General features: G+C 65.3%; 17 protein-coding genes and 1 tRNA gene. All 18 read left to right on the top strand.

Annotated features, from left to right (window positions below):
• The first annotated feature begins 63 nt into the window (after positions 1–63).
• The 18 genes from BMOU_RS11155 to BMOU_RS01060 all read left to right on the top strand — a co-directional run bounded on the left by BMOU_RS11155 (position 64) and on the right by BMOU_RS01060 (position 14,220).
• Positions 64–456: a hypothetical protein gene (locus BMOU_RS11155; protein ID WP_034873961.1), complete on the top strand. Its 393-nt coding sequence runs from the start codon at positions 64–66 to the stop codon at positions 454–456.
• Complete coding sequence (locus BMOU_RS01140; RefSeq protein ID WP_034873960.1) at positions 416–1,873, top strand: phage terminase large subunit; 1,458 nt, start codon at positions 416–418, stop codon at positions 1,871–1,873. The genes BMOU_RS11155 and BMOU_RS01140 overlap by 41 nt, the downstream gene beginning before the upstream one ends.
• Entirely contained in the window at positions 1,870–3,339 is a 1,470-nt protein-coding gene (locus BMOU_RS01135) for a phage portal protein (protein ID WP_034873958.1), read from the top strand. The genes BMOU_RS01140 and BMOU_RS01135 overlap by 4 nt, the downstream gene beginning before the upstream one ends.
• Positions 3,272–4,615 (top strand): VG15 protein, encoded by a 1,344-nt coding sequence (locus tag BMOU_RS10645; protein WP_051428843.1) that lies wholly within the window; start codon positions 3,272–3,274, stop codon positions 4,613–4,615. Before BMOU_RS01135 ends, BMOU_RS10645 begins: the two co-directional genes overlap by 68 nt.
• A 65-nt stretch (positions 4,616–4,680) precedes the next feature.
• Positions 4,681–4,766: transfer RNA gene (locus BMOU_RS01125), tRNA-Tyr, on the top strand.
• A 60-nt stretch (positions 4,767–4,826) separates the two neighbouring features.
• On the top strand, positions 4,827–5,432 hold the full coding sequence (locus BMOU_RS01120; protein ID WP_034873955.1) for a hypothetical protein: 606 nt from the start codon (positions 4,827–4,829) through the stop codon (positions 5,430–5,432).
• 18 nt (positions 5,433–5,450) lie between these two features.
• Complete coding sequence (locus BMOU_RS01115) at positions 5,451–6,407, top strand: major capsid protein (protein WP_034873952.1); 957 nt, start codon at positions 5,451–5,453, stop codon at positions 6,405–6,407.
• Complete coding sequence (locus BMOU_RS01110; protein ID WP_034873949.1) at positions 6,400–6,651, top strand: hypothetical protein; 252 nt, start codon at positions 6,400–6,402, stop codon at positions 6,649–6,651. Before BMOU_RS01115 ends, BMOU_RS01110 begins: the two co-directional genes overlap by 8 nt.
• Before the next feature lie 4 nt (positions 6,652–6,655).
• On the top strand, positions 6,656–7,045 hold the full coding sequence (locus BMOU_RS01105) for a Gp19/Gp15/Gp42 family protein (RefSeq protein WP_034873946.1): 390 nt from the start codon (positions 6,656–6,658) through the stop codon (positions 7,043–7,045).
• A complete protein-coding gene (locus BMOU_RS01100) occupies positions 7,042–7,371 on the top strand; it encodes a hypothetical protein (protein WP_034873944.1) in 330 nt (109 codons plus the stop codon). The genes BMOU_RS01105 and BMOU_RS01100 overlap by 4 nt, the downstream gene beginning before the upstream one ends.
• Positions 7,371–7,607 (top strand): hypothetical protein, encoded by a 237-nt coding sequence (locus BMOU_RS01095; RefSeq protein WP_034873942.1) that lies wholly within the window; start codon positions 7,371–7,373, stop codon positions 7,605–7,607. The genes BMOU_RS01100 and BMOU_RS01095 overlap by 1 nt, the downstream gene beginning before the upstream one ends.
• Positions 7,604–7,987 carry a hypothetical protein gene (locus tag BMOU_RS01090; protein WP_051428842.1) on the top strand — a complete coding sequence of 128 codons (384 nt, stop codon included), beginning with the start codon at positions 7,604–7,606 and terminating at the stop codon, positions 7,985–7,987. Before BMOU_RS01095 ends, BMOU_RS01090 begins: the two co-directional genes overlap by 4 nt.
• A gap of 43 nt (positions 7,988–8,030) precedes the next feature.
• Positions 8,031–8,621, top strand: a complete 591-nt coding sequence (locus tag BMOU_RS01085) for a hypothetical protein (protein ID WP_051428841.1) — start codon at positions 8,031–8,033, stop codon at positions 8,619–8,621.
• Between the two features lie 121 nt (positions 8,622–8,742).
• The gene (locus BMOU_RS01080) at positions 8,743–9,123 is read left to right on the top strand and encodes a hypothetical protein (protein ID WP_034873940.1); all 381 of its coding nucleotides are present in this window, start codon (positions 8,743–8,745) and stop codon (positions 9,121–9,123) included.
• Positions 9,048–9,473: a hypothetical protein gene (locus BMOU_RS11290; RefSeq protein ID WP_137648422.1), complete on the top strand. Its 426-nt coding sequence runs from the start codon at positions 9,048–9,050 to the stop codon at positions 9,471–9,473. Before BMOU_RS01080 ends, BMOU_RS11290 begins: the two co-directional genes overlap by 76 nt.
• A 13-nt stretch (positions 9,474–9,486) precedes the next feature.
• The gene (locus BMOU_RS01070; RefSeq protein ID WP_034873934.1) at positions 9,487–12,438 is read left to right on the top strand and encodes a tape measure protein; all 2,952 of its coding nucleotides are present in this window, start codon (positions 9,487–9,489) and stop codon (positions 12,436–12,438) included.
• Complete coding sequence (locus BMOU_RS01065) at positions 12,425–13,267, top strand: hypothetical protein (protein ID WP_034873933.1); 843 nt, start codon at positions 12,425–12,427, stop codon at positions 13,265–13,267. Before BMOU_RS01070 ends, BMOU_RS01065 begins: the two co-directional genes overlap by 14 nt.
• Positions 13,249–14,220, top strand: coding sequence for a hypothetical protein (locus BMOU_RS01060; RefSeq protein WP_034873931.1), 972 nt, complete (start codon positions 13,249–13,251; stop codon positions 14,218–14,220). Before BMOU_RS01065 ends, BMOU_RS01060 begins: the two co-directional genes overlap by 19 nt.
• Positions 14,221–14,225 lie beyond the last annotated feature (5 nt).

The raw sequence follows: 14,225 nt of genomic DNA, 5'->3' as shown, positions 1-14,225 counted from the left end.
CCGATACCTCTCCCCGCGAAAAAATATCGTCACCCGCACCCCGCCGTCCCAAGGAGGCAGGCCATGCCGACCAGAACCTGCGCGCGCTGCGGCGCCGAAATGCCCAGAAACGCCAGTGCCAGACGCAAATACTGCTCCGACACGTGCCGCAAGCTCGCCTCCAAACGCCGCGCCCGCGACGCCGACGCACCGTCACCCGGACCGTCACCGTCACCGTCACCCGGACCGGCCACCTACCGCGACCTGCTCGAAGTGTCGCGCACGGCCCTCATGCGCAACCTCGAGGACGCGCACTGCCCGGCCACCGCCGTGGCCGGCCTGAGCAAGCAGCTGCTCGCCGTCGGCAAGGAACTGCTCGAACTCGACGGCGACAAGGACCCCGACCCGATACTTGACGATCCCGAGGAGATGACGGATGGCATCGAAGACGAACCCTTCGACGCCGAGGCTCTCTGAGGCCGCCCGCGTCCTGAACATCCCCGAAGGCATCACGTCCAGCGGATTCGGCCGTGTCCGCCGCGTCGCCGAACGCCTCGACATCCACTTCGACCGATGGCAGGAAGGCATCGGCACGCTCATGCTCGCCAAACGAGCCGACGGCGGCTACGCCTCAAGCGTCGGCGGCATCGGCATGTCGATCTGCCGGCAGACCGGCAAGACCTTCACCGTCGGCACCATCATCGTCATCGAATGCCTGACGCATCCCGGGCTCAAGGTCATCTGGACCGCGCACCGCACCCGCACGTCGGCCGAAACGTTCAAATCGATGCAGGCCCTCGTCAAACGGCCCGGCCTCGCCAGACACTGCAAGGCCATCCGCCAGACCAACGGGCAGGAGGAGATCGCGTTCGCCAACGGCTCGCGCATCCTGTTCGGCGCCCGCGAGCAGGGCTTCGGCCGAGGCTTCGCGGCCGTGGACGTCATCATCTTCGACGAGGCGCAGATCCTGACCGAAAAAGCCCTCGAGGACATGATCCCGACCGCGAACGCCGCGAAAAACCCGCTCATCATCCACATGGGCACCCCGCCCAGACCGGTCGACCCCGGCGAAGTGTTCGCCGAACGCCGCACGGCAGGCCTCAACCACGACCCCGACAGCGTCTGGATCGAATTCGGCGCCGACCGGGACTGCGACACCGCCGACCCCGACGCCTGGGCGCAAGCCAACCCCAGCTATCCGCACCGCACCAAACCCACCGCGATGCTGCGCATGCTCAAGAACCTCGGCGAGGACAGCTTCCGCCGCGAGGCCCTCGGCATCTGGGACCAGGACAGCGAACACGCGGCCATCGACCCCGAACTGTGGGCGCAGGCCGCCACCGTCGAACGCAAACCCGGCGGCTGGACTGCCATGGCCGTCGACATGCCCCCGCATCGCGGCTGGATCACCATCGGCGCCTGCCAGGCGTACGCGGATGGCACCGCGCACATCGACATCGCCGCCCTCAAGGGCGTGCGCAGACATGGCACCGGATGGCCCATCGCCTACCTCGCCGAACGGTGGCCACGCCTCGCCGCCGTCGTCATAGACGCCCAATCGCCCGCCACCGTGCTCATCCCGCCACTCAAGGCGGCCGGCATCGACGTGACCGTCACCGGCGCGTCCGACATGGGCAAGGCGTGCGGCCGCATGCTCGACATGCTCCAATACCACGAGCTCACGCACAAGGCCGGCAGGCAGCCGCTCGACCAGGCCGCCGCCGGCGCGAACATCCGCCGGATCGGCACCGGCGGCGCGTTCGGCTGGAACAAACTCGGATCCGACGTGGACATCAGCCCGCTGGTGGCCACCACGCTCGCCCTGCACGGCGCCGTCACCAGCACGCGCCGGCCCGGCGACGAACCAGAACAAAGGATGATCGAACTACCATGAGCCTGCTCGAACCATTCCCCAACGGCGCCGACGGCCTGAGCGACGACGAGACAGCGGCCCTGCGCCGTCTGGCCGCCAGACTCGTCCGCCACCGCACCCGCAACCGCATCCGCACCGTCTACTACAACGGACGCAACCAGCTCAGGGACCTCGGCTACAGCCTGCCGCCCATCGCCAAGGACGTCGAAATCGTCGTCGGCTGGCCCGAAAAAGCCGTCGAAGGGCTCGCCAACCGCGTCGTACTCGACGGCGTGACCACGCAGGACGGCAGCGACCTGGGCAAACAGGTCAGCGACCTGCTCGACGCCAACGACCTCGCCCAGACCGCCGAGAACGCGCACACCGACGCGCTCGTGCACTCCTGCAGCTTCATCGCAGCCCTCCAAGGCATGCCCGACAGGGGAGAGCCGGCCGCGATCATCCAGGAATTCCCCGCCGACGTGGCCACCGGCACATGGGACAGCCGCATCCACGGGCTGACCGAAGCGCTCCTGTTCGACGTGGACGAGGACGAGACCTACGGGCGGCAGATCCGCGCATGCTACCTCATGCTGCCCGGCCGGCTCGTCGGCATCAGCCGCGACGGCTGGCGGTGGCGCGTCTACGCGCGCACCGACTGGCAGGGCCGCCTGCCCGTCGAACTGCTCGCCTACCGGCCCGACAGCAAACGGCCCTTCGGCCGAAGCCGTATCAGCCGCACCGTCATGAGCCTGACCGACAGCGCCGTGCGCACCTTCCTGCGTTCGGAGGTGCAGGCCGAACTCTACAGCGTCCCGCCCAGATACTTTTTGGGCGTCACCGAAAACATGTTCCGCCGCGACGACGGCACCCTCAGACCACGATGGCAGATCATGCTCGATCAGGTCCTCGCCCTGCCACGCGACAAGCAGGGCAACCTGCCGCAGGTCGGCACGTTCACCCAGGCGAGCTTCGAACCGCACTCCGCGCAACTGCGCCAGACCGCCCTGATGTTCGCGGCCGCGACCAGCCTGCCACCCGACTCGATGGGCGTGCTCACCGACAATCCCAGCAGCGCGGAGGCGATCGACAAGGCTGTCAAGGAACTGTGCCTGAACGCCGAAAGCTGCCAGCGCCGATTCGGTCCGGCATGGGAACGCATCATCGCCACAGCCGCCCGCATCGCCGGCGACGGCCAGGCCGCGGCGGTGTCCAGCCAATGGCGCAACCCGGCCACGCCCAGCCGCGCCGCAGCCGCGGACGCGGCCGTCAAACTCGTGGGAGCGAACATCCTGCCCGCCGACAGCGACGTCACCTACGACATGCTCGACCTATCCGACCGGCAACGCCAGACATTGCGGCGCGAGCAACGCGCCAAACGCGCCCAGCAGGCGCTTGACCGCATCGACCAGACCATAACCCAGCAGCAAGGAGTCGACAATGCGAACAGCCAGCCGGCTGCCGAAGACACAGGAGGCACTGGACAGGCGGCTCGACCGACTGCATGACGCCTACCTGCAACGGCTCGAACGCCTCAAGCTCGAATCCGGATGGAGCCTCGACTCCATCTGGGACGACACCTATACGTGGCCGGACGACGAAAGCCGGTGGGAAGCCGCCTGCAAGGAGGTCGAAAGCTACAACGACAAGGCCGGGCAGGCCGCCGCCGACTACTTCGAGCAGATCCGAAGCGAATGGTCGACGTATCTCGGCGAAAGCCTGCCGGACTTCGACCGCCAGCCGCTTCCGGACGCCAACCGGACGGTCTGGAAGCTCGCCGGCGGCTCCAACAACACCGACTACCCAGGCCTGCGATACGAAGACGTCATCCCCGACGCCAACGGCCAAGTCCGCAACAAGGCCGGCCTGCGCATCGACGACCTCTGGCCCAAACACGCCGACCTCGACCAATGGAAGGCATACCTGCGGCACGTCGTCTCCACAGGCAGCCGCATCGGCATGCTCGACCAGATCGGAGCCGACCCGTCGAAACCGCGATGGGCCCGCGTGCCGGTGGGGGAGACGTGCGAGTTCTGCGTCATGCTCGCATCCCGCGGCTTCGTCTACCTGACCCGCGAGACCGCCAGCCTCGGCGGCGGCTTCCATAACGGCCGATGCGACTGCAACGTCATCCCATCCTGGGGCGAACGCCACATCGCCGGCTACGATCCGGAAGCGCTCTACAGGCAGTACAGGGCATGCGCCGACACCATATCCACGCTCACCACCGAGGAACGCTACCGGCAATACCTTGCGACCCTGTCCGACGAGGCGAAGGCCAAGGCGCCCGAATACAGGAGATGGAAGCGGGACCTCGAACTCGCCGAGATGCGATGGCGCGACCGCACATGGCTCAACACCGGCACACCGCCACCGATCACATTCCCCGACGATGAACTCAAACGCGAGACCGAAACCGCGCGGCCGCAGGAGATCCGCACGGCAAACCGACTTAGAAAACATGGAGTGACGCCGGCGTTCCGAGTCGACTACATCGCCGTCAAAAACCCGCAAACCGGAATCAAGGAACGGAAAGGACTCGCGGACTGGGCCGGAGGGATCGAAATCAAAACACCCGACAAAGCCGGGAAAAGAACGACCATCGAACACTACCTGGCCAGCGCATCAAAAAAACAGGACTGCACGCGACTCATCATCGACAACACCGAAAACGCATGCATGTCCGACGAACAACTCATCGAAATCATCAAAACAATCAACCGATTCAAAAGAGGAAGCGTATACATCCTCGATCATTCCGAAAACCTCATCAGAATCAAATGAGCGCCTCGGAAGCTATCGAAAAGACGGCAACGGGGGGCGCTCATGTAATTCCATCCTACCACACCGGCTGGCTACCGAAGAGGTCGAACGGAGCCGACTGTAAATCGGCCGCGCCATGCACGCCACGCAGGTCCGAATCCTGCGCCAGCCACTCACCGCGGACCCCGCACGCCGCGTCGCTAACCGTGCGCAAACCCATCAAGGAGCACCAATGCACCTCATCCACCGCAAACGCCACCTCATCATGCAGCGTCTGCGTCTTATCGAAGGCGGAGACCCGCAAGGAGGCGGAAGCGAACCGTCCGCAGGCCAAACCACCGGCGGCGAAGGCGACGACGCCAAGAACGCCAAAGACGACCAGTCCAAGGAGTTCAGCCACGCCCTCGCCGCACGGGTCGAACAGGAACGCCAGAAAATCGAAGCCAAATACGCCGACTACGCCGACCTTAAAGCCAAAGCCGACAAATACGACCAAGGCGAAAGCGACAACCAAAGCAAACTCGAGGAAGCCAACAAGGCCCTCGAGGAAGCCAGGACGAAGATCGAGGAACTGGAACGGCGGACCGAAGCCCTCAAAGCCAAGGAAGCCCGCACGGTCCTCATCGCCGAAATCGCCAAGGACACCGGCCTCGACACCGACCTCATCGCCCGACTGCAAGGCGACGGAGACGAGCTGAAAGCCAACGCGAAGGCGCTCGCCGACACCATCGCGCCGAACCACGGTCTGCCGACCCCGCCGCCCGCCGGGCATGCGGGACGGACGGGAACGCTTTCGCCGCTGCAGCTCATCTCGCAGGCCTACGCGGCGGCACAGTAAACCAGAAAGGAAACCATCATGGCACTCACCCTCGCCGAGTCCGCCAAACTCTCCCAGGACACCCTCGCCAAGGGCGTGCTCGAGACGTTCGTGCAGACCAGCCCGATCCTCGACCGCATCCCGTTCATGGAGGTCGCCGGCAACGCGTACGCCTACGACGAGGAGGCCACCCTGCCGGGCGTCGCCTTCCGAAGCGTCAACGAGGCCTACACCGAATCCACAGGCACCGTGAACCAGAAGAGCGAGAAGCTCGTCATCCTCGGCGGCGACGCCGACGTGGACCGGTTCATCCAGCAGACCCGCAGCAACGTCAACGACCAGCGCGCCGAACAGACCGCGCTCAAGGTCAAGGCAATCAGCTACAAGTTCCAGGAGACCTTCTTCACCGGCGACTCCAGCGTCGACACCAAGAGCTTCGACGGCCTCAGGAAGCGTCTGACCGGCAAGCAGGTCATCGACGCCGCGACCAACGGCATGCCGATCCTGGGCTCCTCCAACGCGGACATCCACCAGTTCCTCGACAAGCTCGACGAACTGCTCGCCGCGGTGCCCGGCATCAACTCCGCCAACGGCGCGATCTACGCGTCCGCGGCCATCATCCGCAAGATCGGCAGCGCGATGCGCCACATCTCCTACGACACGACCCTGCAGCAGGACATCGCCGGCAAGAGGGTCATGCAGTGGAACGGCATCCCGATCCTCGAGGCCGGCCAGACCCCGGCCGGCAAGGAGATCCTCGACACCACCGAAACCCAGGGCACCGCCACCAACACGGCCAGCATCTACGCCGTCAAGTTCGGCCAGAGCGAAGGCGACCAGGGCGTGACCGGCCTGACCAACGGCGGCGTGATGGTCGAGGACCTCGGCCAGCTGCAGGAGAAGCCCGCCTACCGCACCCGCATCGAATTCTACTGCGGCCTGGGCGTGTTCTCCGGCAAGGCCGCCGCCCGACTGAAGGGAGTCCTCAATGGCTAACGGCAAGCATCCGATCGACATCACGCCGCAGGAGCCCGCCATCGAGATCGACGACGACGCCGCGGCCGTAGGGGCCACGCCGCCGGAAACACCCGAACCGGCGGGGGAGGACATCCCGGAGGAGTTCCCGCCGGCGGGCCACCGGTGGGAGACGTTCGAGACGGCCCGCCCCGATGGGGTGCGGGTGAGCGTCACCCGTGACATCGACACCGGCGTCCAGCGGGTCCATCCCGTGGAGGGGTAATGCCATGACGGCCGAACCCTTCGCCAAGGTCGCCGACCTCGAGCAGGCGTGGCGTCAGCTCGACCAAACGGAACAGGCCAGGGCCGAACGGCTCCTGGCCGCCGCAAGCCGCAAGATCCGCCTGCAATGCCCCTCATGGCGGTCGGCCGAGACTGCCGAGCCGGGCGTCTGCAAGGACATCTGCTGCGCCATGGTCAAACGCGCCATGCTCGCCGACGAGTCCAATCCCGAAGGATGGAGCCAGGGCACGCGCACCACCGGCCCGTTCACCGACTCGTGGACGTACGCGAACCCCAACGGCGACCTGTACCTCACCGGTTCGGAACTCGACGACCTCAACGCCCTCTCCACAAGCCGCATGTTCACTGTGAGGATGATAGGAGACGACACATGAGCGCGGAAACCATCGAAGTGTGGCGTGGCACGGCCATGACCGACGTGGACGGCAACCCCATCCAAGGTGACCCCGCCCCCATCAAAACCCTGCAGGCCATGGTCGCGCCGACCGAACACGACGACCAGGCCGACGAGGGCGGCCGGCCCGACACTCTCGCCTGCACGCTCTACATCCGAGGAAGCCAGCCGACGGGCATCCAGCCGACCGACCTGGTCAAGGTGCGAGGCCAGCTCCTTCACGTCAACGGCCGGCCACAGGTCTGGCATGACCTGCACGGCCGATATGTCGGCGACGTCATCCAAGCCACGGAAAGGACAGGCTGATGGGCGGACGATGCAGATTCGTGATCAACCGCAAGGCGTTCAGCCAACAGGTCCTCAAAAACGAGACGCTGCGCTCGCGCATGAGGGACGCGGCCGAAACGGCCGTCACCGACAGCCGGTGCATGGTGCGCGACCATGACGGTGCGAACCGCAGCGGCGTGGCCATCCTCTGCCCGTCGGCGGTGGAGGCGGCCCACGGCACGTTGGAGGACGCGCTCGGAAGGATGCGCGTATGAGCATCCCCGTCACTCCGGTGCGCGCCGACTCGCTCCTGCTGCCTGCCTTGCGCGAGAGATTCCCCGACTACACGTTCGGCACGGTGCGCCGCCACGACGATCCGCCGGTCGAGGTCACCCTGGCGGACAGCATGCAGGGCATGTGCACGCCCATCTCGCAGTATGCGCGCCTGCGCGTGAGCGTCCGGTGCCGGGGTTCCGGCGGATGGCAGAAGGCCGCGGACATCTGGGCGCAGGTGTGCGCGGAGATCATCAGGCTTGGGACCACACGGCCGTTGAACAACGCGTCGTTGGAATCCGGGCCGGTACGCATGGTCGATGAGGACGGCCTGCAGGCGTACGCGTACGGCGTGCTCCTGCTGGAGGTCTCCATCGTCTGAAACCCCGACAATTTTTTCCGAAACGATCGAAAGGAGAAACGCCATGCCAGAACCGGAAACCATCGACTACGGGTACGTTTCCAGCGGCAATGACGCGAACAACACCCGACTCATCAAGAACTACGCGCTGTTCCTCTTCCCCAAGGGCGACAGCACGTTCCAGGCGCCGACGGGAGTGAAGTGGACCCCGCCGGCGGGCAAGAAGCCGATCGGCTATTCCACCGAGGACGGCGCCGTACTGCATCCGGAGCCGGGCGACAGCACCGACTACAAGGCGCATAACGGCGACATCGTCCTGTCCGACACCGATCCGGGCTATTGGACGCTCCAGCTCGCCGGCATGGAGGGCCGCAAGGACGTCGTCGGCGCGTATTTCGACGTGGATGTCGCCGCCGACGGCGGCATCACCGTCGCGGGCGCCGGGTTGAAGAAGGAATGGATCCTCGTGCTCGTCGCCCTCGACCAGCAGGACCGTCCGTTCCTCCTGTACGGCACGAACGCGAAGGTCTCCGACCGTGGCGACGTGAGCCTGAAATCCTCCGAGATCATGAGCTTCGACATGACGTTCAAGATGCTCAAGGGAACGGACGGCAGCCAGTTCCACGCGTGGGGCCTGATCACCGAAACCTCCTGACGGCCATCACCCCCTTTTTCTTGGCGCGGCCGGCCGGCGGCCCCGCCACGCCAAGGACCCCGCACATACCCATGACCACGGGCCGCCGCCACTTTCCCAATCATCCGAAGGAGAGACCGCCATGACGGACAACACCTACCACGTCGTCAACATCGACCTGACCGACGCCGAAGAACTCAAACCCGACGTGCACCTGGAGGTCGCGGGAACCAGACTCGACCTGCCGAACCTCACCAACGCGGAACTGCCCATCGAACTCGTCCAGGCCATCCTCCTGGTCAAAAGCAGGCAGGTGCTCACCGACGAGGAGAACGCCGCCGTGTTCGCCACGTTCCTCGCCTACTTCCAAACCATGAAACCGAACTTCTGGAACGCGCTGCGCAAGACCGAACGTCCGATCGAATACCTGGTCGCCACCGTCAAGGCATGGGCCGAGGAATCCGGACTGGACCCAAAAGCATTCTCCTCAACGCCCTCTGGCAACACCACCGGACAGCGCTAGCCTACGACTGGATCAAAGCCTACGGGCAAGTCTACAAACCCGTCACCCTCGCCGCATGGCTGCAAGGCCAGCGTCCCGTCATCGACTGGGGCCTCGCATGGCAGCTCACCAAGGAGATCCTCAAGGACCATACAAGCCACTCATACATGGCACTCACCGGCGCCGTCTACGCGCCCGACGGAGCCGAACAGGCCATATGGCTACTCGCCGGCCAACACGAGAAACGCCCATGGTTCGACACGACGCATGACCCGCTCCGACAGCCGGCGCACGTACACAACCTCACCGCAAGGCAACGCGAGGACAGGGAACGGCTCAAACAATATTTCCACATCGAAGACGACCTATAGGAGGTGATTTGCGATGGCGCAGGACATCGGCGTGGCCTACGTGCACGTCGAACCCTCCGGACAGGGCTTCGGCAAAAGCATCGAAGGCAGCATCAACGACGCAGTCGGCAAAGCCTCCAAGAAAAGCTCATCGAACCTCATGTCGAAACTCGGCGGCGCATTCGGCAAAATAGGCAAAGCCGGAACCGCCACCATCGCCGGCCTGGCGACCGGCATCACCGTGCTCGCCGCCAAAGGCGGCTTCGAACGCGCCCTCAACATCGAAAACGCCAAAGCCAAACTCACCGGCCTCGGCCACGATTCGCAAAGCGTTACCGAAATCATGAACGACGCGCTCGCATCCGTGAAGGGCACCGCGTTCGGCCTCGGCGACGCGGCGACCGTGGCCGCGTCGTTGAGCGCGTCCGGCGTGGCGGAAGGCACCCAGCTGACCGAAGTGCTCAAGACCGTCGCCGACACGGCGCAGATCAGCGGCCGTAGCCTGACGGACATCGGCACGATCTTCGGGTCGGTCGCGGCCCGCGGCAAGCTGCAGGGCGACGACATGCTCCAGCTCATGAGCTCGGGCATCCCGGTCCTGCAGATGCTCGGCAAGCATCTGGGCAAGACCAGCTCGGAGATCTCCGACATGGTCTCGGACGGCAAGATCGACTTCCAGACGTTCGCCGACGCGATGAAGGAGGGCCTGGGCGGGGCCGCGCAGTCCGCCGGCGACACGTTCACCGGCGCGTTGGCGAACGTGAAGGCCGCGTTGAGCAGACTCGGCGAGAGCGCGGCCACGCCGCTCCTCAATGGGTTGCGCGGCCTGTTCAACCAGGCGATACCGCTCATCGACTCGTTCACATCCACGGTGAAACCGACATTGGAGAAGGTCGGCGCGTCACTCCAGTCAGGCCTGGAGAACGCCATCCCGACCATACAGGCGAAACTGAAATCGTTGGGCGACACGATCGGAAGCATTCCGGGCCTGCAGATGCTCGCCTCGGCGGCCGTCAGCCTGAAAGCGCAACTGGCCGGGCTCGCCGGCGCGCTCATATCGCTCGCCTCCGGATTGAACGCCGGCGGCAGGGCGTCGGCGGCATGCTCCACACTGGTGTCGGCGCTCGGGGGAACGCTCGCCTCCATGACCCAGGCATTGTCAAACACGGTCGGATGGGTGAAGGAGTTCGTCAACCGGCTCGCCGCATCCGGTTCGCTGCAACCGTTCCTCGAAAGCCTCCTCAACATCGCCACCAGCCTGGCCGGTCTCGCGTCGGCGCTCACACAGACCGTGCAGCACATGCTCGGATTCGACAACAGCGCATCCACCGCGTCCGACATGGCGCAACGGTTCTCCACCGTGCTCGACACGCTGGCCGGCGTCATCAGGCCGGTCGGCGAATGGATCCGCAGACTCGGCCAATGGGCCCAATCCAACGGCGCCCTCATCGCCACCGCGTTGAAGACCATCGCCGTCGCGTTCCTCGCCATGAAAGGCTGGCAGGCGATAGTCTCCGGCGTCCAGGCCGTGACCGGCGGCCTGAAGGCCGTCACGACGATGGCCGGCGGCATCACCAGGACCGCGACCGCCGTGTCCGGCCTGATTAGCGGAATATCCGACGCGGGCGGCATGGCGGGCGCATTGTCGAAACTCGCCGGCTCGTTCAGCATCGTCAAGACCGCACAGGCCGCATGGAGCGCCGTGACCAAGGCGGCCACTGCCGTACAGCTCGCATTCAACCTCGCCCTGCAGGCGAACCCGATCGGCATCATCGTCACGCTCATCGCGGCCATCGCCGCGGCACTCGCCCTGTTCTTCACGAAAACCAAGATCGGACAGCAACTGTGGGCGTCGTTCACGGCGTTCCTCACGTCGGCATGGCAGTCCGCCGTCGGCATGGTCACCTCGGTCGGCCAGGGCATCGTCACGTTCCTCACGTCCACGGTGCCGTCCGCGATCCAGTCGGCCGGCCAGTGGTTCCAACAACTGCCCGCCAACATCGCCTCATGGCTGGCGGGAGCCGTGGCGGCGGTCGCGTCATGGGCGGCGGGCCTGGGCCAGTCGGCAATGCAGGCGGGCCAACAGTTCCTCACGAACCTGTCCAACGCGATCATGAACCTGCCCGCCACGATCGCCTACTGGCTCGGCTACACCATCACCAGCATCACGCTCTACGCGGCGGCGTTCGCCACACAGGCGGTACAGATGGGAAGCCAGTTCCTTACGAACATAGGCACATTCCTCATCCAACTGCCCGGACGGATCGCCGGCTGGCTGGCGTCGGCCATCTCATCCGTCTCGGCGTGGGCGTCCGGCATGGCGGCGCAGGCATCCCAGACGGGAAGCCGGTTCCTCACGAACATAGGCACGTTCCTCGCCCAACTGCCCGGACGGGTCGGCTCATGGCTGTCGAACACGATCGCCAAAGCCGGCGACTTCGCCTCGCAGATGGGTTCGAAGGCCATGCAGGCCGCCCGACAGTTCGCGTCGAACATCGTCCAAGGGCTCGCCTCACTACCCGGAAGGATGGTCAGCATCGGCGCGAACATCGTCAACGGCATCATCAACGGCATCAGGAACAGCATCGGCCAGATCGGCAGCACCCTCATGTCCGGCGTCAACGACGCCATCGCATCGGTCAAAAGCAAGCTCGGCATCAAATCGCCGTCACGCCTCATGCGTGACGAGGTCGGCGTGATGATCGGCCGTGGCCTCGCCCTGGGCATCGACGATTCGAACGCAATCGTGTCCAGATCCATGGACTCGCTCATCGCGGGCATGACGTTGGACGACGCCGACTGGTCGAAGAACGGCCGCATGACCGTCGCCACCGGCGTCACGGCGGCCGGCGGCGGCGATGGCATGGCCATGCTCATCGCGGCCGTCGAATCGCTGCACGCCGATCTCGGCCCGACCATCAGCCGGTATGCGCCGTCGATCAGCGACAGGGACTTCGCGAGGAAGGTGAGGAATGCGATCTCTTGAATACGTGTGCGCCGCCACCGGCGGACGCATCGGCTTCGAAGGGCCGGTCTATGGGGAGACCATGACCGGCCTGCGCGGCCGCGAATGGTCCTACAGCGTCGGCGGGCGCGGCCTGTCGGACATCATCCGCAAGGCGCGCGAACTCACCATGAACGTGAAGGTCAACCGGAGCGAGACGAGCCTCGACCTCATGCACACCATGTTCGACGCCGACATGCACGCCGGCACGCCGGGCAGGCTCGTGTGCGACGGCGAATGGGAGGCGCAGGCATGGATCCCGAAGACTAGCATCAAATCCATATCGCCGACGATGGTCGAGGCGGAACTGACCATCGTCCTGCATGACGGGCAATGGCGGCGCATGGCCACGACGCAACGGTTCAGCCCGCTCGCGGCCGTCACGGACGAAACCCTCGACCAGCCGTACGACCTACCCGTGGACCTGTCCAGCCCGCGACTGGTCATGCACGTGCACAATCCAAGCCCGACCGACAGCGAATTCGTATGCCGCGTGTTCGGACAGGCCACGAACCCGCAGTTCACCGTGGGCGCGAACCTCTACCAGCTGAACGACGTGATCGTCCCCGATGGCGGCTATCTGACATTGACCGCGTTGAACGATCGCAAAAGCATCGTCCTGACGGCCCCCAACGGCGACAGGGTCGACGTGTTCTCGAGCGGCATGCGCGGGTCCGGCAAAGGATGCGGAACCTATGTCTTCGAACCGATTCCGTCGGGCGATAGCGTGCTGACCTGGCCGGGCGACTACACGCTCGAGTTCGACGTCTACGAAGCACAGGGGGCTCCACCATGGTCGACGTCATCCTAGCCGACGGGAACCTGAAACCGGCGGGCGTGAGCGTCTCGGCCGGATTGGATTGGGCCGCCGGGTCAAGCGAGAACGATTTCGAACTGACGCTCGAGCCGACGGCACCCACCCCGGCGGACGGCTGGTATTTCTGGCTGGACGGCACGGACGTGGGCGGCAGGATCACCGACCGGCGCAGTACCGTGACGGGCGCGTCCAGCGTGATCACCTGGCTGGGCGTGAGCTGGCATGGCCTGCTGGCCGGCAAAATCCTCAAACCGGACAGGGGACAGGACTATCTGGTCGTGTCCGGCACCATATCCTCCATCCTCGCGAACCTGATCAAACGTGTCGGATTGGACACGGTGTTCACCGTACGGGCCGGCCCGCAGGATCCAAGCCTGTCGAACCACCGGTTCGAGAATCCCCGTTACGTGGATGCGTACACGGGCATCACCGGCATGCTCAAATCCCATGGTCTGCGATTGGACTTCAAGGCCATGGACGACATGATCATCCTCTCCGCGCAGCCGATCACGCGCGTCACGAACACCGTCGACTCCGATCTGGTGGATTTCAAGGCGCAGACCAGCCATCGGGTCACGAACCATCTGATCGGTCTCGGCCAAGGCGAATTGAAGGACCGGCTCGTGTCGGAATGGTATGCGGACAGGAACGGCAACGTGTCGCAGACCCAGTCGTTGACGGGCGTGGACGAGGTCGTCGAGATCTACGATGCCAGCAACGCCGACGCGGACGAGCTCGCCAAGAACACGAGGAAGAGGCTCGAGGAATACCAGACCGGCGGCAGCGTCGACATCACCGTCGGCGACGGTCCGGCCGACACGCTCATGCTGGGCGACCAGGTCACCGCATCCGACCGGAACACCGGCCTGCAGGTCACGAGCACCGTGATCAAACGCGTCGTGAAGATCTCGGAGGGCGTGCTTTCCGTCGACCACGAGCTGGAATAGGAGTC

This window comes from Bifidobacterium moukalabense DSM 27321, assembly GCF_000522505.1.
Classification (GTDB): Bacteria; Actinomycetota; Actinomycetes; order Actinomycetales; family Bifidobacteriaceae; genus Bifidobacterium; species Bifidobacterium moukalabense.
Note: the sequence above shows the minus strand (reverse complement) of the source record. Positions and strands in the feature narration are given on the sequence as shown.

Excerpts from the sequence above, each read along its gene's own strand:
- BMOU_RS01085 (WP_051428841.1), top strand. The coding sequence starts at position 8,031 with ATGCCAGAACCGGAAACCATCGACTACGGGTACGTTTCCAGCGGCAAT.
- BMOU_RS01120 (WP_034873955.1), top strand. The coding sequence starts at position 4,827 with ATGCACCTCATCCACCGCAAACGCCACCTCATCATGCAGCGTCTGCGT.
- BMOU_RS01135 (WP_034873958.1), top strand. The coding sequence starts at position 1,870 with ATGAGCCTGCTCGAACCATTCCCCAACGGCGCCGACGGCCTGAGCGAC.
- BMOU_RS01105 (WP_034873946.1), top strand. The coding sequence starts at position 6,656 with ATGACGGCCGAACCCTTCGCCAAGGTCGCCGACCTCGAGCAGGCGTGG.
- BMOU_RS01070 (WP_034873934.1), top strand. The coding sequence starts at position 9,487 with ATGGCGCAGGACATCGGCGTGGCCTACGTGCACGTCGAACCCTCCGGA.
- BMOU_RS10645 (WP_051428843.1), top strand. The coding sequence starts at position 3,272 with ATGCGAACAGCCAGCCGGCTGCCGAAGACACAGGAGGCACTGGACAGG.
- BMOU_RS11155 (WP_034873961.1), top strand. The coding sequence starts at position 64 with ATGCCGACCAGAACCTGCGCGCGCTGCGGCGCCGAAATGCCCAGAAAC.
- BMOU_RS01080 (WP_034873940.1), top strand. The coding sequence starts at position 8,743 with ATGACGGACAACACCTACCACGTCGTCAACATCGACCTGACCGACGCC.
- BMOU_RS01140 (WP_034873960.1), top strand. The coding sequence starts at position 416 with ATGGCATCGAAGACGAACCCTTCGACGCCGAGGCTCTCTGAGGCCGCC.
- BMOU_RS01065 (WP_034873933.1), top strand. The coding sequence starts at position 12,425 with ATGCGATCTCTTGAATACGTGTGCGCCGCCACCGGCGGACGCATCGGC.
- BMOU_RS11290 (WP_137648422.1), top strand. The coding sequence starts at position 9,048 with ATGGGCCGAGGAATCCGGACTGGACCCAAAAGCATTCTCCTCAACGCC.
- BMOU_RS01100 (WP_034873944.1), top strand. The coding sequence starts at position 7,042 with ATGAGCGCGGAAACCATCGAAGTGTGGCGTGGCACGGCCATGACCGAC.
- BMOU_RS01110 (WP_034873949.1), top strand. The coding sequence starts at position 6,400 with ATGGCTAACGGCAAGCATCCGATCGACATCACGCCGCAGGAGCCCGCC.
- BMOU_RS01060 (WP_034873931.1), top strand. The coding sequence starts at position 13,249 with ATGGTCGACGTCATCCTAGCCGACGGGAACCTGAAACCGGCGGGCGTG.
- BMOU_RS01115 (WP_034873952.1), top strand. The coding sequence starts at position 5,451 with ATGGCACTCACCCTCGCCGAGTCCGCCAAACTCTCCCAGGACACCCTC.
- BMOU_RS01095 (WP_034873942.1), top strand. The coding sequence starts at position 7,371 with ATGGGCGGACGATGCAGATTCGTGATCAACCGCAAGGCGTTCAGCCAA.
- BMOU_RS01090 (WP_051428842.1), top strand. The coding sequence starts at position 7,604 with ATGAGCATCCCCGTCACTCCGGTGCGCGCCGACTCGCTCCTGCTGCCT.